This is a genomic window from Microlunatus panaciterrae, from assembly GCF_016907535.1.
GTDB lineage: Bacteria > Actinomycetota > Actinomycetes > Propionibacteriales > Propionibacteriaceae > Microlunatus > Microlunatus panaciterrae.
Genome location: NZ_JAFBCF010000001.1, coordinates 3,315,011 through 3,336,635 on the forward strand (window position 1 = coordinate 3,315,011; position 21,625 = coordinate 3,336,635).

Consider the following 21,625-nt stretch of genomic DNA (forward strand, 5'->3'; position numbering starts at 1 on the left):
CTCACATGCTCCGAAACTACGCGTTCGTTCCAGCTACTCTATCGTGTAGTTTCGACAGTACGGGGCAAGAGGCCCCCATCGACCGAGTGAAGAGGGTGTTGGACATGACGCGGAAGGCCATCGTCCTGCTGAGCGGGGGCCTGGACTCGACGACAGTGCTCGCGATCGCGAAGGACCAGGGTTTCGAGCCGTACGCCCTGAGCTTCCGCTATGGACAGCGGCACGAGGTCGAACTTGCTGCGGCGCAGCGCGTCGCCGAGGCGGCTGGGGTCGCGCGACACGTGGTGTGCGGCATCGACCTTCGTGTGTTCGGTGGATCTGCGTTGACCGCGGATGTCGAGGTGCCGAAGCACGACTCGGCGGACGAGATTGGCGACGACGAGATCCCCATCACCTATGTGCCAGCTCGCAACACGGTGTTCCTCTCATTCGCGCTGGCCTACGCCGAAGTGGTGGGAGCAGCCGACATCTTCATCGGTGTTAACGCGCTCGACTATTCCGGCTACCCCGACTGCCGTCCCGAGTACATCGCGGCATACGAGCAGATGGCCAACCTCGCGACTCGGGCCGGCGTTGAGGGCACCCAACTCAAGATCCACACGCCGCTGATCAACCTCACCAAGGCGGAGACGGTTGAGCTCGGAACGAAGCTTGGTGTCGACTACTCGCTCACCCTGTCCTGCTACGACCCGGACGACGACGGCCGTTCTTGTGGTCATTGCGACTCATGCCTCCTGCGCCTCCGCGGCTTTGCGGACGCTGGTCTTTCAGACCCGGTCAGCTATCAGGAGGCGATTGCGTGACCTACAAGGTCAAGGAGATCTTCTACACGCTCCAGGGCGAGGGCACGCACGCTGGCCGCCCCGCTGTGTTCTGCCGCTTCAGCTCCTGCAACCTGTGGACCGGCCGGGAGGCTGACCGCGAACGAGCGATCTGCAAGTTCTGTGACACCGACTTCGTCGGAACTGATGGCGAGGGTGGCGGCAAGTTCGCCGACGCGCAGACGTTGGCGGAGGCTGTGGCTGCGAAGTGGCCGGTGAACGGTGGCGGACGCCCCATGGTCGTCTGCACCGGTGGCGAGCCTCTTCTGCAGTTGGACCCGGCGGCCATCGCGGCTTTCCACGAGCGGGGCTTCTACGTTGCCGTCGAGACGAACGGAACGGTCGCACCGCCTCCGGACATCGACTGGCTCTGTGTCAGCCCCAAGATTGGCTCCGATCTAATCGTCCACGAAGGACAGGAACTCAAGTTCGTTGTCCCGCAGGGCGGAGTTGACCCAACGACGTTCGAACACCTGGACTTTGAGAGCTTCCGCGTGCAGCCGATGGACGGCCCGGACGCGGCCGCGAACACCGAACTGGCCGTGAAGTTCTGTCTTGATCATCCGCTCTGGCAACTGAGTCTGCAGACGCACAAACACCTAGGAATTCCGTGACCCACACCGCCGAGATCTACCGGGAGTTCACCTTTGAGGCAGCTCACCGGCTGCCAAACGTCCCTGAGGGTCACAAGTGCGCCAGACTTCACGGACACTCTTATCGAGTCGAGGTCCACGTGGCTGGGCCAGTGGGGGAGAGCACTGGTTGGGTTCAGGACTTCGGCGACCTGAAGGTCGCCTTCAAGCCCCTTGAGGACCAACTCGACCACCGCTACCTCAACGACGTTGTGGGTCTCGAGAACCCGACCAGCGAGGTACTGGCGAAGTGGATCTGGGATCGGTTGAGCGTGGACCTTTCAAACCTCACAGAGGTGCGGGTTCGTGAAACCTGCACCTCTGGCTGCATCTACCGCGGGGAGTAGTCAGGTGGCGCTGCCGGACATTCAGGATCAGGTGGACGAGCGTGAAATCGAGCTCGATCGCGTCGGCATCGCTGGGGTGCAGTACCCCGTTCGCTTCAACGACGGCGCGAGCATGCACAGTGGCATTGCGACGTTCGACGTCACGGTGACGCTGCCGGCCGATCGTCGCGGCACCCACATGAGTCGGATGGTCGAGATCATCCATGACGAACTCCAGGACCTCGAGCCTGAACGGCTTCCTCAGGCCCTCAAGGTGGCTGCGGACCGCCTCGACGTCGACAAGGTCCAGGTCGTCGTGGCGACGCCGATGGCGTTCCGGGTTCAAGCTCCGGCGTCGGAGAAGGAAGCGTGGCAGGTCTGTGACGTCGAGTTGGACGCGAAGTTAATCGCTGGGCAGGCCGAGCTCGCCGTCACCGTCGGCACGGACGTCACCAGCCTGTGTCCCTGCAGTAAGGCGATTAGCGACTACGGTGCCCACAATCAGCGCAGCAGGGTGCGTCTCACGACTGTGGGGCGGGATGAGGACATCTATCCCCTCGACGTCGCCGCTGCCTTCGCCATGATTCGCTCAGTCGGTTCAAGCCCCGTGTTCCCACTGATCAAGCGTCCAGACGAGCGCGTTGTCACTATGGCGGCCCACGACCGTCCAGCCTTCGTCGAAGATATGGCGCGCGATCTGTCACAGGCTTGCCGTGAACGCGGGATAGCCCACTCGGTGAGCGTACGAAACTTCGAGAGCATCCACAGCCACGACGCGGTGGCTGCCGTCTCGTGGTCTCCGGGTAGCCCAGCGGGCAGGCTCGGCACTATATGAGCTGAGCAACTCCGCTCGGTTGTAGGTATCTGAAAGGAACGCCTCCAGTTCGACGGGTACTGAGGGTCGGTAGGAGAACGTGAACTACTTCAACCAGGTAGTGGCTTTGCCTGAGTTGTAGCCACGGCAATCAGCTCCGTAGTACGGCTCGCGGGCAATCTCCCTGCGTGCGTACTGCATCGACTGGAGCTTTGCGTACGAAGCCCGAGCCCGCCCGCCGAGCGCTCGTCCAGCAGGAACTTGGCTGAGAAGGCGCGTGAGTTCTTGATGTCGCTGCAACGGTCAGAAGCTTCGTTAACAGACGAACAAAGCGGCCGCGTTCATTCTTGTCGACCCGAACGCCGTCCCGCACGGCATCTTCGGAGAACCTGGTTGCGTCGCCAAAGTATGGAGTACCGGCGAGCATCAGACTCGGGCGCTCAATGTCGATGGCGCCAAGTGCAGAGCGAATCCGTTCAACAACTGGGTCCGGCAACCCTGTTCGGCCATGATTCGCTCGACCTGATCGACGAGTTCGGTAAGGGTCGAAACTGGGATGTCGTGCAGAGTCGGTCGCAGAGCATCGCTGATGTCTTGGTTGAGCGACCGTTGGTCGAAGTGGTAGTCAAGCTTCGAGGCCCGTACCTGGACTACGTGTGCTGTCTTCTTGCCCTGTGCCCATCGGATCGCGCGACCCGCAACCTGCATCAGGTGGCCCATGCTCTCAGACGGGTAGGTGACGACTGCAGCGTCGATCGTGGGTCATCAAGCCCTCGCCAAGCAACTGGCCGGTCGCGATCAAGATGCCGGCGGGGCGCGCGCTGAACTCGCCCAGGAACTCACTGCTGGAACTGAGTGATCGGCTGTTCTTGCTCCCGTGGACGAAACCGATGTCTTCGCTCTCAGAGGATGCGAAGGGTGTCCGTCCAACGGCTCGAGGATGGCTTCGTAAAGCGTTTCCGCCCGGGTCTTGAGCGAGACCGCCACCAGCGGCTTGGAGAAGTCCGTCTCGGTGCGTTCCAGCAGGAAGTCGGCGAGGTCCCGCAGGCCGTAAGCCGGACTCCAATCGAGACCGGGCGCCGTGATCTGGTCGACGCCAGGCCAGTAGCGAGCTGCCGCGCTTCACTATTCTGGAATAGATTCCAATCATCTTCCAAAATAGTGGAACGCTCCCCGGGTGAGGGCCAGTGCGACCTCGGCCATGGCGGAATCTTTTCACCGCCAAGGCGCCTGAGGGTGACGTGAGTTTTTACGAGGCCTGGCTTGGGTCACATGGCGGCGGGGCGTCGGCCATATGGGGCCACATGTGACCAAAAAACGACCCCTGACGATGGAAGACGTTGGAAGGTGTCTTCGCAGGTCAGGGGCCGTTTTGAGGCACTCAGCCGGTGGGCGTCACCCACGCGGGACTAAATGTCGTAGTACAGCTCAAACTCATGCGGGTGCGGACGCAGCCGGATCGGGTCGATCTCGGTGGTGCGCTTCAGGTCGACCCAGGTCTCGATCAGGTCGGGGGTGAAGACGTCACCCTGCTGCAGGAACTCGTTGTCGGACTCCAGAGCCTCCAGCACCGCGTCCAGGCTGGCCGGGACGGTCGGCACCGAGGCGTGCTCCTCGGGCGGCAGCTCGTAGAGGTCCTTGTCGATCGGCGCGGCCGGCTCGGTCTTGTTCTGGATGCCGTCCAGGCCGGCCAGCAGGATGGCCGAGAACGCCAGGTACGGGTTCGAGGACGGGTCGGGGCAACGGAACTCGACCCGCTTCGCCTTCGGGTTGGACCCGGTGATCGGGATCCGGATGCAGGCCGAGCGGTTACGCGAGCTGTAGACCAGGTTGACCGGGGCCTCGAAGCCGGGCACCAGCCGGTGGTAGGAGTTCACGCTCGGGTTGGTGAAGGCCAGCAGCGCCGGGGCGTGGGCCAGGATGCCGCCGATGTACCAGCGGGCGATGTCGGACAGGCCGCCGTAGCCCGCCTCGTCGTAGAACAGCGGGTCACCGTTGTCCCAGATGGAGGAGTGCACGTGCATCCCGGAGCCGTTGTCACCGAAGATCGGCTTCGGCATGAAGGTGGCCGTCTTGCCGGCCGCCCAGGCGGTGTTCTTCACCATGTACTTGAACTTCATCACGTCGTCGCCGGCGCTCAGCAGCGTGTTGAAGCGGTAGTTGATCTCCGCCTGGCCGGCGGTGCCGACCTCGTGGTGGGCGCGCTCGACGATCAGGCCGGAGTTCTCCATGTGGCGGACCATGTCGTCACGCAGGTCGGAGAAGTGGTCGACCGGGGCGACCGGGAAATACCCGCCCTTGTAGCGGACCTTGTAGCCGCGGTTGCCGCCCTCCTCGACCCGGCCGGTGTTCCAGGCGCCGGCCTCGGAGTCGATGGAGTAGTAGCCGGTGTTCGCCTTGGTCTCGAACCGCACGTCGTCGAAGACGTAGAACTCCGCCTCGGGTGCGAAGTAGGCGGTGTCGCCGATGCCGGTCGACGCCAGGTAGGCCTCCGCCTTGCGGGCGATGTTGCGCGGGTCCCGGCTGTACGGCTCCTTGGTCAGCGGGTCGTGCACGAAGAAGTTCACACACAGCGTCTTGGCCCGGCGGAACGGGTCCAGGTAGGCGGTGGTCGGGTCCGGCAGCAGGGCCATGTCCGACTCGTGGATCTTCTGGAATCCGCGGATCGACGATCCGTCGAAGGCGAGGCCTTCCTCGAAGACCTCCGGACCGAACGAGCCTGCGGGAACGGTGAAGTGCTGCATGATGCCGGGCAGGTCGCAGAAGCGGATGTCGATGACCTCGACACCCTCGTCCTTGACGTAGGCCAACAGGTCGTCGGCTCCTTGGAACATCTGTCCTCCGGTGAAAGTCGGTAGTGCTCGGTGAGAGCACCAGTGCTCGGGTGAGCGGTTCTGGGCTGGACGAGCGCGATCGTGCTCCTCACGCTCGGATACGACCGAGCCTAGGGACCTCCGATTTCTGTCCAGTTGCACAAATGTTTCGCGCGTGTAACACCCGCAGTCTCCCACCAGTCCAGTCCCGGCGGTACGCCACCGTCCCGTCTGCCTGCTCTGCGAGACGCCACCCCCCGCCCGACGGCCGATGGCCGGGTAGCCTCGGCCTGTGGCGAACGATGAGCGGACGAGCGGGGAGCGGACGTCGACCCCGGCCGACAAGCAGTACCCGGGGGAGATGCTCGGGTTGCCGAGCACGGGTCGCGGTTCGCTCGCGTCGTGGAAGGCACGGGTGACCGCGCTGCTGCTGGACTGGGCGCTCAGCATGGCCGCCGCGGTCGGCCTGTTCGGCACTGCCGTCCTCACCGGCAGCGGCTGGCGGTCCTGGATGATCCTGACCGTCTTCTTCGTCGAGTCGGCGGTGCTGTCGGTGCTCACCGGCGGCAGCATCGGCCAGACCCTGACCCGGATCGGGGTGTACCGGATGGACGGCCGGCCGCTCGGGTTCCTGCGCGGCATCGCCCGGGCCGCCCTGGTCTGCCTGGCGCTGCCGGCCATGGTCGTCGACGGCAACCGCCGCGGCCTGCACGACCTGGCCGTCGGAACGGTCGTCATCAACCGGCGCTAGCTGAGTCAGCGCCGGAGCCGCCTCAGACCCGGGCCAGCACGTCCTTCAACGCGGCCAGCATCAGCAGGGCCGCGTCCGGACGCGCGTTGTGACCCATCAGGCCGATCCGCCACACCGTCGCCGCGTACGCACCGGCGCCGCCGCTGATCTCGATGTTGTGCCGCTCGAGCAGCAGCGCCCGGACCGCGGCGGAGTCGACCCCGTCCGGCACCTTGACGGTGGTGAGCTCGGGCAGCCGCCAGCCCTCCTGGGCGAACAGCTCCAGGCCCATCTCCTGCAGGCCGTCCTGCAGCTGCTGGCCAGCCTCGGCGTGCCGGGCCCAGACCTGCTCCAGTCCCTCGTCGAGGACCCGGTTGAGCCCGGCGTGCAGGCTGACCACCATCGCCACCGGAGCCGTGTGGTGGTAGGTCCGGCCACCCCCGCCGCCGGTCCCGACGTAGCCGCCGAGCAGGCCGAGATCGAGATACCAGGACCGCGGGGTGGTGATCCGACGCTCGAAGGCCCGGTCGTTGATGGTGAACGGTGCCAGCCCGGGCGCCACCCCCAGGCACTTCTGGGTGCCGGCGTAACCCACGTCGATGCCCCAGTCGTCGGCCCGCAGCTCGATCCCGCCGATCGAGGTGACCGCATCGGTGATCAGCAGCGCGTCACCTTTCAACTGACCCAGCGCCTCGATGTCGGAGCGGACCCCGGTCGAGGTCTCAGCGTGCACGGCGGCGATCACCTTCGGGTTCGGATGCGCCTGGGCCACCCGCTCCGGGTCGATCGGCGCACCCCACTCGTGGTCGACCCGCACCACCTCGGCGCCGCAGCGGGCCGCCACGTCGCACATCCGCTCGCCGAACAGCCCGTTGACGGCGATCACGGCGACGTCGCCGTCGGTCACCGTGTTGACGAAGGCGGCCTCCATCCCGGCCGAACCGGTGGCGCTGAGCGGCAGCGTGCGGGCGTTGCTGGTGCCCCAGGCGGTCCGCAGCAGGCTGCAGGTCTCATCCATGATCCGCAGGAACTCGGGATCGAGGTGACCGAGCAGCGGCAGCCCGAGCCCGGCGGTGGCCTCCGGATAGGGGTTGGAGGGGCCGGGTCCGAACAGATGACGTTCCAGTACGGGGAATGCAGATGGCATGGTTCTGAACCTACCTGGCCCTCCGTTCAGAGTGCCGCGCCGGGGTTCAGGATTCCCTCAGGGTCCAACGCGTGCTTGATCGTGTGGGTCAGCGCCATCACCTCGGGTCCCAGCTGGGCCGGCAGCGCCGCCCGCTTCAGCCGGCCGACGCCGTGCTCGCCGGTGATGGTGCCGCCGAGGGAGATGGCCAGCTCCATGATCTCGACGAAGGCGGCCGACGCGCGGGCGTGGGAGTCGGCATCGGCGGGGTCGTAGATGATGTTCGGATGGGTGTTGCCGTCACCGGCATGCGCCACCACCGGCACCTCGATGTCGTAGCGGTCGGCGATCTCGGCGATGCCGGTCAGCAGCACCGGCAGGATCGGCACCGGCACCCCGACGTCCTCCAGCATCAGCGCCCCGCGGGCCTCGACGGCTGAGAAGACGGCGCGCCGGGCGGCGGCGAACATCTCACCCTCCTCGGCGTCGTGGGTGACGAACGTCTCGACCGCACCGGCCGCGGTGAAGATCCGCTCCATGGTGTCGATCTCCACCGCGCAGGCCTCGCCCGGTGCATCGGACTGCGCCAGCAGCATGGCGCCAGCCTCCCGGTCCAGTCCCATCGGCCGATAGTCCTCGACCGCGTTGACCGAGGCCCGGTCCATCAGCTCCATCATCGACGGCCGCAGGGTCCGGCCGACCTCGACCACCGCCTCGGCGGCCGCCTTCACGGTCGGGAAGGTGGCCACCAGCGTGGCCCGGACCGGCTGTGCGGGGATGAGCCGCAGGATCGCCCGGGTGACGATGCCGAGCGTCCCCTCACTGCCGACGAACAGCTTCAGCAGCGACAGCCCGGCGACGTCCTTGATCCGCCGGCCGCCCAGGGTGACCAGCGTGCCGTCCGCCAGCACCACGTCGAGCCCGAGCACATAGTCGGTGGTGACGCCGTACTTGACGCAGCACAGACCGCCGGCGTTGGTGGCGATGTTCCCGCCGATCGAGCAGATCTCGAACGAGGACGGGTCCGGTGGGTACCACAGTCCATGCTCGGCCGCCGCGGCCTTGACCTCGGCGTTGAGCGCCCCCGGCTCGACCACCGCCACCCGGGTGGCGGCGTCGATCTCGACGGCCCGCATCCGGTCCAGGCTGAGGGTGAGGGCTCCGGTGACAGCCGAGCTGCCGCCGGACAGGCCACTGCCGGCGCCGCGCGGCACCACCGGCACCCGGTGACGATGCGCCCAGCGGACGGTGGTCTGCACCTGATCGGCGTCCAGCGGCCGGACCACGGCCAGCGGCATGCCGGCTCCGGTGTCGCGGGCCCAGTCGAACCGGTAGCCCTCCATCGTGGCCGGGTCGGTGGTCACCGCGCCGTCGGGAAGCTCCGCGATCAGCTCGTCCAGCGGTGGGGTGGGGCTCATGTGGTCAATGTAGCGACCGCGTCGGCGGCCGGTCGGGTGGCTTCCTCCAGCAGTTCGAGGATGTGCCGGTACTGCTGCCCGGTGGCGCGGGTCAGCCCGAGCTCGCAGGTGCGGTTGTTGGAGGCGTACGCGTCGAAGCTCCGCTCGGCCAGCGACTCCCGCTCCGGCTGGGTCGCGCTGGCGGTCAGCTCGGGATGCAGCAGTCCGCGGTCGCCGGCGAAGCCGCAGCAGCCCCACCCGTTCGGCACCACCGGATCCTCGGCGATCGCCTCGGCGATCTGGTTGAGGTGGCTGTTGGTGCCCAACCGCGTACTGGAGCAGGTCGGGTGCAGCGCCAGGGACCCGATCCGCTTGGTCGCCGGCAGCCGGGGGAGCACCGTCTCGGCGACGAACTGGACCGCGTCGACGAACCGGAGGTCCTCGGGTTGCCGCCCGTTGGCCGCAGCCAGCTGCTCCCAGGCGAGCGCCAGCCCCTCCGTGCACGACGACGCGTCGCAGATCACCGGCAACCGGCCGAAGTCGGTGGCCAGCCACAGCGCCCGCACCGTACGGCGGGTCATCAGCTCGTAGCCGTCCGTCATGCCCTTGGACTTCCAGGGCGTGCCGCAGCAGAGCGTGGCCGGTCGTTCGGGGGTGCTGAGCGCGATCCCGGCCCGGTCGCAGAGCGCCCGCAGGGCTGCGGCGACGCCGTCCGAGCCGTCCGCCGGCCCGAACATGGTGCCGACACAGGCCTGGAAGTAGACCGCCTCGACCGCCTCATGCCCGGGGCTGGCCCGGCGCCGGCGACCACCGGTGGGCAGCTCCGCGGACAGCAGCGGGACCGCCTCGGCGCCGGCCAGCCGCCGGGCCAGCCGGTTGGGCCCACCGATCAGGGCCGGCGGCAGCGCCGCGGCCACCGACATCCCGGCCGCCGCCACCGCGGTGAACGGGCCCCACGCCTTCGCTGCCACCTTCCAGCCGGCCTCGGCGGCCCGGCCGGCCGACTCGGACCGCAGCCGTCGCACCAGGTCGCCGGTGTTGATGAACACCGGGCAGGCGGTCTGGCACATCCCGTCCACGGCGCAGGTGTCGACCACCTCGTAGTCGGCGGCCTCGCTGAGCTCGACCAGCAGCCGCTCGTTGCCGTCCCGGGCGGCCTCGGCCATCGCTCTCCTGACCACGATCCGCTGCCGCGGAGTGGTCGTCAGGTCACGGCTGGGACAGACCGGCTCGCAGTAGCCGCACTCTACGCAGCGGTCGACCTCCGGCCCGACACCCGGGGTGGCCTTGAGATGTTTCAGATGCAGCTCCGCGTCGGAGCTCAGCACCGTGTCAGGGTTGAGCAGGCCGGTCGGATCGCAGCCGTTCTTGATCTCCAGCAGAAACCCGTAGAGCCGGTCGCCGAACTGGCGACGAACGAAGGGCGCCATGATCCGGCCGGTGCCGTGCTCGGCCTTGAGCGTCCCGCCGGCGGCCAGCACCAGCTCGACCATCTCCTCGGTGAAGGCGCGGTAGCCGGCGAGCTGGTCGGGCTCGGAGAAGTCGATGTTGATCAGGAAGTGGATGTTGCCGTCCTTGGCATGGCCGAAGATGACCGCATCGGCGTAGCCGTACCGGTCAAACAGCACCTGCAGGTCGGCGCAGGTCCGCGACAGCGAACCGACCGGCACCGCGATGTCCTCGAGCAGCGCGGTGGTGCCGCTGGGCCGGCTGCCGGCGACGGCGGCGTACAACCCCTTGCGCAGCTGCCACAGGTTGCCGCGGATGGCCGGGTCCGAGACGAGCTCGGCCGGCAGCTCCAGCGCGAGTCCGGCCAGCACCTCGGTGGCCATGTCCCGCAGCCGGGCCAGGGCGTCCGGCTCGGCGGCCTGGTATTCCACCAGCAGCGCCGCCTGCCCGGTGATCTCGATGTCGGGGATGCTGCCGACCGCTGCCGGATCCTGCTGCACCACCCGGAGCGAGGCCGCGTCGAGCAGCTCGATGGTCGTCGCCCCACTCGCCACCAGCGCCGGAAGCGCGTCGGTCGCCGCCTCCAGCGTCGAGAACACGCAGAAGGCGGTGGCCGCCTGCTTGTGCACCGCCACGGTACGGAAGGTCGCCTCGGCGACGAAGCCCAGCGTGCCCTCGCTGCCGATCATGAGATGGGCCAGGATCTGCGCCGGCTGCTCGAAGTCGAGCAGCGCGTTCAGCGAGTAGCCCATGGTGTTCTTCATGCTGTACTGCCGCTCCACCTCCAGCCGGAGCTCGGGGTCGGTCGTCAGCTCCCGGCGCAGCCTGGCGAGGGTGGCGTGCAGCTGCGGCTCACGGCTCAGCAGCTGCTCGTCGGCGTCGTGGTCGGCCGTGTCCAGCACCGTGCCGCTGGGCAGCACGATGATCATGGACTCGAGGGTGCGGTAGGAGTTCTGGGTGATCCCGCAGGCCATCCCGCTGGAGTTGTTGGCGACCACGCCGCCGATCGTGCAGGCGATCTCGCTGGCCGGGTCGGGACCCAGCTTGCGGCCATGGCGGGCCAGCCGGGCGTTGACCTGGCGCACGGTGGCACCCGGCTGCACCCGGACGCGCCGGCCGTCGTCGAGGACCTCGATCCGGCGGAAGTGGCGCCGGGTGTCGACCAGCAGCCCGTCGGTGACCGCCTGGCCGGACAGGCTGGTGCCACCGGAGCGGAAGGTCAGCGGCAGCGCGGACGCCCGGGCGTGGGCGAGCACGATGCCCACCTCGGCGGCGTCGCGGGGACGGATGACGGCACTCGGTGTGAGCAGGTAGTGCGAGGCGTCGACGGCGGCGCTGATCCGATCGAAGGCACGCGAGCTGACGTCCGCGCCATCGCCGAGCGCGTCGCGGAGCATCGCCAGTGCCGCCGGTTCGGCGGCGTCGTCGACCGCCCGGGACGAGGCCTGGGTCCGGGTCACGTGGTTCCTCGCTTCTGGTCGTCGTCCGAGGCCGACAGGCCGTCGCACCGCCGGCCCTGTCTGCTGGTCATCCTACGGTCGCTAGGCTCGCGGCCGTGACGGACCTTTCACTGACCGTGCATCCTGCAGCCGGATCCCCTGAAGGCGGATCCCCTGAAGCCGGATCCCCCGGCCCCGGGCCGCGACCGGCGGTGCTGGTGCTGCCCGGCGGAGCCTACGAGATGCATGCCGACCACGAGGCCGAGCCGGTGGCCCGCTGGCTGAACGGGCTCGGCCTGCACGCCGTCGTGCTCCGATACCGGATGTCGCCGCATCGCCACCCGGCGCCGCTGGAGGATGCGGTGGCAGCGCTGCGGTCCCTGCGGGCCGGTGACCTCGGCCTGGCCGTGGACCGGGAGCGGGTGGGGGTGATCGGGTTCTCCGCCGGCGGTCACCTGGCGGCCTCGCTGTCCAACGCCGATGCCGACGGCGGCGTGCCCGACTTCGCGATCCTGGGCTATCCGGTGATCTCGTTCGTGCACGAGGTGAACGAGCCCTCGGCGCGCAACCTGCTCGGCGAGCCGAGTCTGCAGCTGCGGCGCGACCACTCGCTGGAGTACCGGGTGAGCAGCAGGACGCCGCCGACGTTTCTGTGGCACACCGCTGACGACGACGCCGTGCCGCTCTCCAACTCGCTGCGGTACGCCGACGCGCTGGCCCGCAACGGTGTCCCGGTCGAGCTGCATGTGTTCCCGCACGGCCGGCACGGTCTGAGCATCCTGGACGAGGTGCCGCACGTGACCCAGTGGATGGAGCTGTGCGCCCGCTGGCTCACCGAGACCGGCGTGCTCGACCCGGGGGAGACCAGTGAACGGGCTGATGATCCGAGGGGCGGACGTCAGTGAGGCGCTGATGCCTCACTCGACCAGCTCGGCCGTCTCCAGCCAGCTGAGCTCGAGCTCCTCCTTGGCGGCGGTGACCTGGTCCAGCTCGGCCTGCAGCTCGGTCAGCCGGGCGTAGTCGGCGGCCGCCGCGGCCATCTCGCTGTGCAGCCTCGCGGTCCGGCCGTCCAGCTTCTTAATCTGCTGCTCGATCCTGGACAGGTCCTTCCTGGCCTGCCGGACCTCGGCCGCGGAGGGACCCTGGCCGTCGACGACGGAGCCGGCCTCGGAGCCGCCGCTGCGGACCGGTCCGCGAGGCTGGTTGCGCCGATGCTCGAGATACTGCTCGACGCCGCCGGGCAGCAGCACGCAGCGGCCGTCGCCCATCAGTGCGTAGGTCACGTCGCAGACCCGCTCGAGGAAGTAGCGGTCGTGCGAGACCACGATCAGCGTGCCTGGCCAGGAGTCCAGGTAGTCCTCCAGCACGGTCAGCGTGTCGATGTCGAGGTCGTTGGTCGGCTCGTCCAGCAGCAGCACGTTCGGCTCGGCCAGCAGCAGCCGCAGGAACTGCAGCCGGCGCCGCTCGCCACCGGACAGCTCCCCGAGCCGGGTGGTGAGCTTGTCGCCGGTGAAGCCGAAGTCCTCCAGCAGCGACGAGGTGGTGCTCTCCCGTCCGGACGCCAGTGTGGTCGCCCGGCGGATCGCGTTCACCGCGTCCAGTACGCGCTCGGAGCCGTCCAGCTCGGTGACCGCCTGGGACAGGTGGCCGATCTGCAGGGTGCGGCCCCGCTTCACCGTGCCGGCGTCGGGCTGGCGGTCGCCGGTCAGCAGCCGCAGCAGGGTGGTCTTGCCGGCGCCGTTGACCCCGACCAGCCCGATCCGGTCGCCCGGCCCGATCGACCAGTCCAGGTTGGACAGCAGCATCCGGCGGTCATCGCCGGAGCCCACGGCGGCGTCAACGTGGTGGAGATCGAAGACGTCCTTGCCCAGCCGGGAGACCGCGAACTGCTGCAGCTGGAACCGGTCCCGGGGAGGCGGTTCGTTGGCGATCAGGGTGTTCGCCGCGTCGATCCGGAACTTCGGCTTGGAGGTGCGAGCCGGCGGGCCACGGCGGAGCCAGGCCAGCTCCTTGCGCAGCAGGTTCTTTCGGCGGACCTCCATCCCGGCCGCCTGCCGGGCCCGTTCCGCCCGGGCCAGCACGTACGCCGCGTAGCCCCCGTCGTAGGCGTCGACGACCCCGTCGTGCACCTCCCAGATCCGGGTGCAGACCGCGTCCAGGAACCAGCGGTCGTGACTGACCACGAGCATCGCCACATTGCGGGCCTGCAGCTGGTTGAGATGCGCGGCCAGCCAGCTGACGGCCTCCACATCGAGATGGTTGGTCGGCTCGTCCAGCACCAGCAGGTCGTGGTTGCTCAGCATCAGCGCGACCAGCGCGGTCCGTCGTCGCTCGCCGCCACTCAGCGACGAGACGGTCGCGTCCAGGTCGACCTCGGCCAGCAGGTGCTCGACGACACCGCGGGTGAGGGGGTCGGCGGCCCAGACATGGTCCGGCCGGCCGCCGACGATGATGTCCCGCACGGTGGCGTCGGCGGAGAAGTCGTCGGCCTGGTGCAGGTAGCCGACCGAGACGGCGCCGGTGTGGGTGACCCGCCCGGAGTCCGGCTCGAGCACTCCGGTCAGGATCCGCAGCAGGGTGGTCTTGCCGTCACCGTTGCGCCCGACGACCCCGATCACGTCGCCCTGGCCGAGTCCGATGCTGACGTTGTCGAGCAGGGTGCGGGTGCCGTACGACTTGGAGATGCGCTCGGCATTGATCAGATTGGCCATGGACCTTCCATCCTAGCGGCATGGTCCGACCGTGCCCGGTCCGACCATGCTGTGTCCGACCGTGTTGGGGCCGACCGTGCTGGGTCCGACCGCGCTTGGGGCGGGGCGGCGGTGCCTCAGCCAGCTAGCGCCCGCGCATCGCCTGTCGAGAGCCCTTGGCCTGACGTGGACTGGTGGGCATCGGCCCCTTCGGCACCGGCAGCTGCGGTCGGACCGCGTCCAGCGCCCGCAGCCGCATCTTGATGTCGGTGATCTGGGCCGGCTGGAGCGTCTTGGGCAGCTTGCGGATGTGGTCGGTCAGCTTGTCCAGCGGGACCTGGCCCGGCTTGTCGCCCATCACGATGGTGGTCACCTTGACGCCGTACGCGACCCGCTCATGCTTCCTGACCTCGGAGGCGAGCAGCGGCTTCAGTCGGCCGGGCTCACCCTCGCCGATCAGCACCAGGCCACCCGGGCCGAGGGTCCGGTGGACGGCGTCCATGTGGCGGTTGGCGGCGATGGCCGGGGCGGACACCCACTGCTTCGGCAGCATCTGCAGTGCCACCTCGGCCGAACCGGCCTGTCCGGCATACCGCTTGTAGGTGGCGCGCTTGGCGCGCCGGGCCAGCATCATCATGGCCAGCAGCAGGCCGACCATGACGCCCAGGAAGGTCAGGTAGATGGGGTGTGGCCAGAACAGTGAGATGACCAGTCCGAGCACGATCGGCAGCAGGAAGGCGCCGAGCATCAGCAGCGGCAGCTGCTTGTCATGCTCGTGGGTGAGCTGGTAGGCCCTGATGATCTGGCGGACCCGGCCCATGTCGGCGGGGTCGGTGCTGGACTTCTTGCGGGCCTTCTCGGCCTGCTTCGCCGCCTTGAGCTGCGCCTTGGCGTCTTTCGCGTCTGTCTTGGCCATCGTGGGTTCTCTTCTACTCTGTCTCGGCTCGTGTTACCTCTGGGTGCGGGCAGCGAGTGGCTTCCAGTCCAGGCGGGACTCTACGGCCTGGCGGTAGAGACGGCCAGCGCGGTAGGAGGAACGGACCAGCGGACCGCTCATCACGCCCGCGAAGCCGATCTCCTCGGCCTCACCCTGCAGCTCGACGAACTCGTCCGGCGTCACCCAGCGGGCGATCGGATGGTGTCGCGGCGACGGGCGCAGATACTGCGTGATGGTGATGATCTCGGTGCCGGCGTCGTGCAGGTCGCGCAGTGCCTCGGAGACCTCGGCGCGGCTCTCGCCCATGCCGAGGATGAGGTTGGACTTGGTTACCAGGCCGGCGTCTCTGGAGGCCCGCAGCACGTCCAGCGACCGGTCGTAGCGGAAGCCCGGCCGGATCCGCTTGAAGATCCTCGGCACCGTCTCCACATTGTGGGCGAACACCTCCGGGGAGGCGTCGAAGAGCTGGGACAGGTAGTCCAGGTTGCCGGAGAAGTCGGGGGCCAGCATCTCCACGCCGACGTCGGGGTTGAGCTCGTGGATCTTGCGGATGGTCTCGGCGTACAGCCAGGCACCCTCGTCGGGCAGGTCGTCGCGGCAGACGCCGGTGACGGTCGCGTACCGCAGGCCCATCTTCTGCACCGACTCGGCCACCCGCAGCGGCTCGGCGGCGTCGAAGTCGGCCGGCTTGCCGGTGTCGATCTGGCAGAAGTCGCAGCGCCGGGTGCACTGGTCGCCGCCGATCAGGAAGGTGGCCTCGCGGTCCTCCCAGCACTCGAAGATGTTGGGGCAGCCGGCCTCCTGGCAGACCGTGTGCAGGTCCTCGCTCTTGACCAGCTCGGTGAGCTCGCGGTACGCCGGACCCATCCTCGCCGTCGTCTTGATCCACGACGGCTTCTTCTCGATGGGGGTTGCTGCGTTGCGAACTTCGAGCCGCAGCAGCTTGCGTCCTTCGGGTGCGATGGTCACCAGGCCAGACTACTCGCTGACCCCGGCGGGGCTGGGAACGGTGAGACCGTAGCTGACGCCTGCCGGCACCGGCGGCACGGCCGCGACGTCGGGGGACCGGTCGTAGGGTTGGAAGGACAGCATCTCCTCCAGGTACGGCCGCAGCACGTGCGCGACCTCGGTGATCAGCACCGGCCGGTCCAGCTCGAGCGCCAGCGAGGTGACGCCGGCGTCGGCGATCCCGCAGGGGATGATCCGGTCGAACCAGGACATGTCCGGATCGACGTTGATGGCGAAGCCGTGCATCGTGGCGCGGGCGGCGACCCGGACGCCGATGGCGGCGACCTTGCGCTCCGGTCGGGTGGCGTCGGCCGGCACCCAGACGCCGGACCGTCCCGGCACCCGCCCGCTGGCCAGGCCCAGCTCGGCGAAGGTGCGGATCATGGCCTCCTCGAGCCGTCGGACGTAGTCGACGACGTAGACGGCGTCCGGCAGTCTCACAATCGGATAGCCCACCAGCTGTCCAGGGCCGTGCCAGGTGATCTTGCCACCACGGTCGACGTCGACCACCGGGGTGCCGTCGAGAGGACGTTCATGCGCCTCGGTGCGCTTGCCGGCGGTGAAGACGGGTGGGTGCTCCAGCAGGATCACAGTGTCGGGGCTCGAGCCGGCGACCACCTCGGCGTGGATGCTGCGCTGCAGGTCCCAGGCCTCGCGGTAGTCGGTCAGCGCGCTGCCCAGGCCGCCGGGGTATCGGAACTCCAGACTCATGCCGGCGAGTTTACGCGCTGGCCGAGCGCCACCCGGACCGTCGTTTCGACATCTGGAGCGACGAAGCTGAACCCCTCGTCCAGCAGCCGTCGCGGCACGATGTTCTGGTCGCCGAGCAGCTGGTCGGCCAGCTCGCCCAGGGCGGTTCTGAGCACCAGGGCCGGAGCTCGCAGAGCGGCCGGTCGGTGCAGGGCAGCCGCGAGTGCCGCGGTGAACTCGGCGTTCGTGCAGGGCTGCGGGAGGGTGAGGTTGTGCGGGCCGGAGGCGTCCTCGTGGTCGGCGATCCAGCTGACCGCGTTGAGCCAGTCGGTCAGGCTGATCATGGCCATGTGCTGGCTACCGTCGCCGAGCCGGGCTCCCAGACCCAGGGAGAACGGCAGCTTCATCAGCTTCAGCGGACCGCCGGAGCCGTCCATCACCGGGCTGGTCCGCAGCAGCGCCACCCGGAGCCCGGCCTCGGTGGCCGGCCGGGTGGCGTCCTCCCACCGTTGCACCACACCGGCGAGCCAGTCGTCGGCGACCGGGGCGTCCTCGGTGAAGGGCTCCGGCCCGGACCGGGTGCCGTACCAGGCGACCCCGCTGGCCTGCAGCAGTGCCGGCCGGGCGCCGGTGTCGGCGTGCCGGGCCAGCGCACGCGACAGGGTGAGGGTGGTCTCGCGCCGAGAGCTCAGGATGACCTCCCGGCGCGCCTGCGTCCACGGCCGGTCGGCGATGCCGGCGCCGCCCAGGTTGACCACCACGTCGACGTCCTCGAGAGCGCTCTGGTCGACGGTGCCGGCGGCGGGGTCCCAGCGGAACTCGGTCGCTGTCGCCGGCGGCCGCCGCACCAGCCGGACCACCTCATGCCCGTGCTCGGCAAGATGCACCCGGAGCGCACTGCCCAGGAATCCGGAGCTGCCGGCCAGCAGGAACTTCTTGGTGTCTGTGCTCACCCCGTCAGCGTAGGTCAGAGACCGAACTCCGCGCCGAAGTCACCCTCCTCCAGCCGCTCCTTCAGGGTGCTGAGGAAGCGGGCCGCGTCGGCGCCGTCGACGATCCGGTGGTCGTACGACAGGGCGAGGTACATCATGTCGCGGACCGCGATCACCTCACCCAGCACCTTGTCGGTCACCACCACCGGACGCTTTACCAGCGCGCCGGTGCCGAGGATCGCCGACTGCGGCTGGTTGATGATCGGGGTGTCGAACAGCGCGCCCCGGCTGCCGGTGTTGGTGATGGTGAAGGTGCCACCGGCCAGGTCGTCGGGGACCAGCTTGTTGGTGCGGCTGCGCTCGGCCAGATCGGCGATCTTGCGGGCGATGCCGGCCAGGCTCAGGTCGCCGGCCTCCTTCAGCACCGGCACCAGCAGCCCCTTGTCGGTGTCGACGGCGATCGACACGTTCTCGGCCGCCGGGTAGGTGATCGTGCCGGCCTCGAGGTCGATGGTGGCATTGACCTTCGGGTGCACCTTCAGCGCGTCCACCGCCGCCTTCACCAGGAACGGCAGGTAGGACAGCTTGACGCCTTCGCGGGCGGCGAAGTCGTCCCTCACCCTGGCCCGCAGCCGGGACACGTTGGTCAGGTCGACCTCGACCAGGGTCGTCAACTGGGCGGCCACGTGCAGCGACTCGACCATCCGGTTGGCGATGGTCTTGCGCAGCCGGGTCATCTTCTCGGTGGTGCCACGCAGCGAGCTCGGCTGCACCGCAACCGCGGCAGCTGCCGGTGCGCTCGCGGCGGGGGCGGCCGCCGGCTCCGGCTCCGGCGCGGCCTTGGCGGACTCGGCCGCAGCCAGCACGTCCTGCTTGCGGATCCGACCGCCGACACCGGTCCCGTTCACCGTGCCCAGGTCGATCCCGTGCTCCGCCGCCAGCTTGCGGACCAGCGGGGTCACATAGCCGGCCTCGGCGTCGGTGGCTGTCGCCACCGGCACGGGGGCGGATCGGCGCTCCGGCGCCGGGGCGGCCTTCGGTTCCGGCTTCGGCTCGGGCTTGGGCTCCGGCTCAGGTTCGGGTGTCGGCTCGGGCTCGGGTGTCGGCTCGGGTTCGGGTGTCGGCTCGGGCTCGGGTGTCGGCTCGGGTTCGGGTGTCGGCTCGGGCTCGGGTGTCGGCTCGGGCTCGGCCTCGGCCGCTCCCTCCTCGCCGACGACGGCCAGCACGGCGCCGACCTCGACGGTCTCGTCCTCCTGGACCCGGATCTCCAGCAGCACCCCGGCCGCAGGGGAGGGGATCTCGGTGTCGACCTTGTCGGTGGAGACCTCCAGCAGGGCCTCGTCGTTCTCGACCCGGTCACCGACCTGCTTGAGCCAGCGGGTGACCGTACCCTCGGTCACGCTCTCGCCCAGAGCAGGCAACGTGATCTCGGTGCCCGCGCCCGACGACGCCTTCGCCGGCTTGGGGGCGGGTTGCTCGGACTGGTCCTCGGCGGTGGGCGCCTGCTCCTGGGTGGGCTCCGGCTCCGCTGCCGGCTCCGGCTCGCTCTCGGCTGCAGGCTCCTCGGCCTCCGGCGCAGCCTCGCCGCCGCCCTCACCCTCGTCACCGATCACGGCCAGCACGGCGCCGACCTCGACGGTCTCGTCCTCCTGCGCCTTGATCTCCAGCAGCACGCCAGCGGCGGGGGACGGGATCTCGGTGTCGACCTTGTCGGTGGACACCTCCAGCAACGGCTCGTCGGCGGCGACCGTGTCGCCGACCTGCTTGAGCCATCGGGTGACCGTACCTTCGGTCACGCTTTCGCCGAGTGCGGGGAGAGTTACAGAAGTCGACATGGTGGTTCGGGACCCCTTCGTGTGCTGGGCACGGTGACGTGATCTGCGTTAAGTCGGGATCAGCCTAGCCTCCGAGGCTCCGGGCCGCGCGAGGGCTGCGCCGAATGGCGGGCATTCGGACGACGCCTGAGTGGGTGGGCATCGCCCCGGCCCGGGCCACCGGGCTAACCATGCACGTGCAGCGGCTTGCCGGCCAGGGCCAGGTGCGCCTCACCGAGCGCCTCGTTCTGGGTGGGGTGGGCGTGGATCAGCCCGGCCACGTCGCTGGGATGGGCGTCCCAGTTGGTGATCAGCTGCGCCTCGCCGACCAGCTCCCCGATCCGGGCGCCGATCATGTGCACCCCCACCACCGGTCCGTCCTTGGCCCGGACCAGCTTGACGAAGCCCTGCGTCTTGAGGATCTGCGACCTGCCGTTGCCGCCCAGGTCGTACTTCAGGGTCTCCACCTCACCCAGCGTCTCCCGGGCCTGGGCCTCGGTCAGGCCGACCGAGGCGATCTCGGGGTCGCTGTACGTCACCTTCGGGATGTCGCGGTCCAGCACCGGGACGGGGCTGCTGTCGTACCGGCCGGTGCGGGCCGCGACCTCCTCGGCGACGAAGATGCCGTGCGCGAACCCCCGGTGGGCCAGCTGGAGCCCGGCGACCAGGTCGCCGACCGCGTAGACGCCGGGCACCGAGGTCTCCAACCGGGCCGAGACGGTGACGAAGCCGCGGTCCAGGGCGACCCCCGCCTCGGCATAGCCCAGGTTGTCGGTGGCCGGGCCGCGTCCGACGGCCACCAGTAGCAGATCCGCGTCGAGGGAGCGGTCGCCCAGCTTCAGCCGGATGCCGTCCGTGGTCTGTTCCAGAGACTCCATCGGATGGTCGGTGACCGCCTGGATCCCGCGTCGGCGGAAGGCCCGGGTCAGCGCCTGGGAGATCTCCGGCTCCTCGTTGGGCACCAGCCGGGGGAGCGCCTCGACGACGGTGACGTCGACACCGAACGACCGCCACGCCGACGCGAACTCGACCCCGATGACCCCGCCGCCGAGCACCACAGCCGAGCGGGGCAGCCGGTCGAGTCGGAGCGCGTGGTCGCTGGTGATCACCCGTTCGCCGTCGATGCTGAGTCCGGGCAGCGTCCGTGGGTAGGAGCCAGAGGCCAGCACGATGCCGGTACCGGTGTAGGTCTGGTCGCCGACCACGACCGCCGGACCGTCCTCGGTCCGCACCAGCCGGCCCTCACCGGCGACGACGGTAATGGTGCGTGAGCCGAGTAGTCCGGTCAGGCCCTTGTAGAGCCGGTTGACGACACCGTCGGCATAGTCGCGGACGCCGACCGCGTCGATCGACTCGACGGTGGCGTGGACCCCGAACCTGGCGCCGTCGCGGGCCGCATCCGCGATCTCGGCCGCGTGCAGGATCGCCTTGGCCGGGATGCAGCCGCGGTGCAGGCAGGTGCCGCCGACCTTGTCCTTCTCGATCAGGGCCACCGTCAGCCCCAGTTGCGCCGCCCTGAGGGCGCAGGCGTACCCCCCGCTGCCGGCGCCCAGAATGACCAGGTCATAGCTCGCAGTCATGGCCGCCATCTTGTCAGTTGCCGCTCCGGCGGAGTCGAGGTGGCGCTGCATCTTGGTCGGCGCAGCCATAATTGGCGACATGGGTTGGTTCAAGAGGGGTCCGGCACGGCTGAGGCGCGGGACCAGGGGCGGTCGCGCCGGTCGTCAGGTCGACGACGCCGTCACTCTGCACCTGACCGAGTTCGCCCGCACCCGCAAGGGGGTTGAGGCATACGTCGAGCCCAAGACCTCGGTCACCCAGACCACCCTGCTGCTGGTCGCGTACGACGGCGAGTGGACCCGACGGGTGGTCCCGTCACCCGAATGGGCCCACGCCTTCGCCGAGCACCTGCAGATCCCCGGCTACGACGCCGCCGTCGTCGGCTACCCGCAGCGGATGCGGGACTACAACACACGCAACAAGAAGCATCCTCACCTGCGCTGAGCG

At 69.1% G+C, this 21,625-nt stretch carries 18 protein-coding genes; 7 read left to right on the forward strand and 11 right to left on the reverse strand.

Annotated features, from left to right (window positions below):
• The first annotated feature begins 5 nt into the window (after positions 1-5).
• From queC to folE2, 4 genes are read left to right on the forward strand one after another with little or no spacing between them, the layout of a single operon-like run.
• Positions 6-803 carry a 7-cyano-7-deazaguanine synthase QueC gene (gene queC / locus JOE57_RS15110; RefSeq protein WP_204919278.1) on the forward strand — a complete coding sequence of 266 codons (798 nt, stop codon included), beginning with the start codon at positions 6-8 and terminating at the stop codon, positions 801-803.
• Entirely contained in the window at positions 800-1,435 is a 636-nt protein-coding gene (gene queE / locus JOE57_RS15115) for a 7-carboxy-7-deazaguanine synthase (RefSeq protein ID WP_204919280.1), read from the forward strand. Before queC ends, queE begins: the two co-directional genes overlap by 4 nt.
• Positions 1,432-1,800: a 6-carboxytetrahydropterin synthase QueD gene (gene queD, locus JOE57_RS15120; protein WP_204919282.1), complete on the forward strand. Its 369-nt coding sequence runs from the start codon at positions 1,432-1,434 to the stop codon at positions 1,798-1,800. The genes queE and queD overlap by 4 nt, the downstream gene beginning before the upstream one ends.
• 4 nt (positions 1,801-1,804) lie before the next feature.
• The gene (folE2, locus tag JOE57_RS15125) at positions 1,805-2,614 is read left to right on the forward strand and encodes a GTP cyclohydrolase FolE2 (RefSeq protein WP_204919284.1); all 810 of its coding nucleotides are present in this window, start codon (positions 1,805-1,807) and stop codon (positions 2,612-2,614) included.
• A 1,388-nt stretch (positions 2,615-4,002) separates the two neighbouring features.
• Here folE2 and glnA read toward each other — a convergent pair.
• On the reverse strand, positions 4,003-5,427 hold the full coding sequence (gene glnA, locus JOE57_RS15130) for a type I glutamate--ammonia ligase (RefSeq protein ID WP_204919286.1): 1,425 nt from the start codon (positions 5,425-5,427) through the stop codon (positions 4,003-4,005).
• 271 nt (positions 5,428-5,698) lie between these two features.
• On the opposite strand from glnA, the gene JOE57_RS15135 reads away from it, so the two are divergent.
• A complete protein-coding gene (locus tag JOE57_RS15135) occupies positions 5,699-6,157 on the forward strand; it encodes an RDD family protein (protein WP_420827682.1) in 459 nt (152 codons plus the stop codon).
• Between the two features lie 22 nt (positions 6,158-6,179).
• On the opposite strand, the gene JOE57_RS15140 is transcribed toward JOE57_RS15135, so the two are convergent.
• Genes JOE57_RS15140 through JOE57_RS15155 form a run of 3 tightly spaced genes read right to left on the reverse strand, consistent with a single transcriptional unit; the run spans position 6,180 to position 11,505 of the window.
• On the reverse strand, positions 6,180-7,283 hold the full coding sequence (locus tag JOE57_RS15140; protein ID WP_204919287.1) for a pyridoxal-phosphate-dependent aminotransferase family protein: 1,104 nt from the start codon (positions 7,281-7,283) through the stop codon (positions 6,180-6,182).
• 26 nt (positions 7,284-7,309) lie between these two features.
• Positions 7,310-8,680: an FAD-binding oxidoreductase gene (locus JOE57_RS15145; protein WP_204919289.1), complete on the reverse strand. Its 1,371-nt coding sequence runs from the start codon at positions 8,678-8,680 to the stop codon at positions 7,310-7,312.
• On the reverse strand, positions 8,677-11,505 hold the full coding sequence (locus JOE57_RS15155) for an FAD-binding and (Fe-S)-binding domain-containing protein (RefSeq protein WP_239579877.1): 2,829 nt from the start codon (positions 11,503-11,505) through the stop codon (positions 8,677-8,679). The genes JOE57_RS15145 and JOE57_RS15155 overlap by 4 nt, the downstream gene beginning before the upstream one ends.
• A gap of 158 nt (positions 11,506-11,663) precedes the next feature.
• Between JOE57_RS15155 and JOE57_RS15160 the strand changes: the two genes are divergently transcribed.
• Complete coding sequence (locus JOE57_RS15160) at positions 11,664-12,452, forward strand: alpha/beta hydrolase fold domain-containing protein (RefSeq protein ID WP_204919293.1); 789 nt, start codon at positions 11,664-11,666, stop codon at positions 12,450-12,452.
• A 12-nt stretch (positions 12,453-12,464) separates the two neighbouring features.
• Here the strand turns inward: JOE57_RS15160 and JOE57_RS15165 are convergent, their stop codons facing one another.
• The 7 genes from JOE57_RS15165 to lpdA all read right to left on the reverse strand — a co-directional run bounded on the left by JOE57_RS15165 (position 12,465) and on the right by lpdA (position 21,198).
• Complete coding sequence (locus tag JOE57_RS15165) at positions 12,465-14,258, reverse strand: ABC-F family ATP-binding cassette domain-containing protein (protein ID WP_204919295.1); 1,794 nt, start codon at positions 14,256-14,258, stop codon at positions 12,465-12,467.
• Between the two features lie 124 nt (positions 14,259-14,382).
• Positions 14,383-15,153 (reverse strand): DUF4191 domain-containing protein, encoded by a 771-nt coding sequence (locus JOE57_RS15170; RefSeq protein WP_204919297.1) that lies wholly within the window; start codon positions 15,151-15,153, stop codon positions 14,383-14,385.
• A gap of 33 nt (positions 15,154-15,186) precedes the next feature.
• On the reverse strand, positions 15,187-16,143 hold the full coding sequence (gene lipA / locus JOE57_RS15175; protein ID WP_204919299.1) for a lipoyl synthase: 957 nt from the start codon (positions 16,141-16,143) through the stop codon (positions 15,187-15,189).
• A gap of 9 nt (positions 16,144-16,152) precedes the next feature.
• Positions 16,153-16,893: a lipoyl(octanoyl) transferase LipB gene (gene lipB, locus JOE57_RS15180; protein ID WP_204919301.1), complete on the reverse strand. Its 741-nt coding sequence runs from the start codon at positions 16,891-16,893 to the stop codon at positions 16,153-16,155.
• Complete coding sequence (locus JOE57_RS15185; RefSeq protein ID WP_204919303.1) at positions 16,890-17,825, reverse strand: TIGR01777 family oxidoreductase; 936 nt, start codon at positions 17,823-17,825, stop codon at positions 16,890-16,892. Before JOE57_RS15185 ends, lipB begins: the two co-directional genes overlap by 4 nt.
• Positions 17,826-17,839: 14 nt before the next feature.
• Positions 17,840-19,639, reverse strand: a complete 1,800-nt coding sequence (gene sucB / locus JOE57_RS15190; protein ID WP_204919304.1) for a 2-oxoglutarate dehydrogenase, E2 component, dihydrolipoamide succinyltransferase — start codon at positions 19,637-19,639, stop codon at positions 17,840-17,842.
• Positions 19,640-19,803: 164 nt separating this feature from the next.
• Positions 19,804-21,198, reverse strand: a complete 1,395-nt coding sequence (gene lpdA, locus JOE57_RS15195) for a dihydrolipoyl dehydrogenase (protein ID WP_204919306.1) — start codon at positions 21,196-21,198, stop codon at positions 19,804-19,806.
• Between the two features lie 79 nt (positions 21,199-21,277).
• Between lpdA and JOE57_RS15200 the strand changes: the two genes are divergently transcribed.
• Positions 21,278-21,622 carry a hypothetical protein gene (locus JOE57_RS15200; RefSeq protein ID WP_204919308.1) on the forward strand — a complete coding sequence of 115 codons (345 nt, stop codon included), beginning with the start codon at positions 21,278-21,280 and terminating at the stop codon, positions 21,620-21,622.
• Positions 21,623-21,625 lie beyond the last annotated feature (3 nt).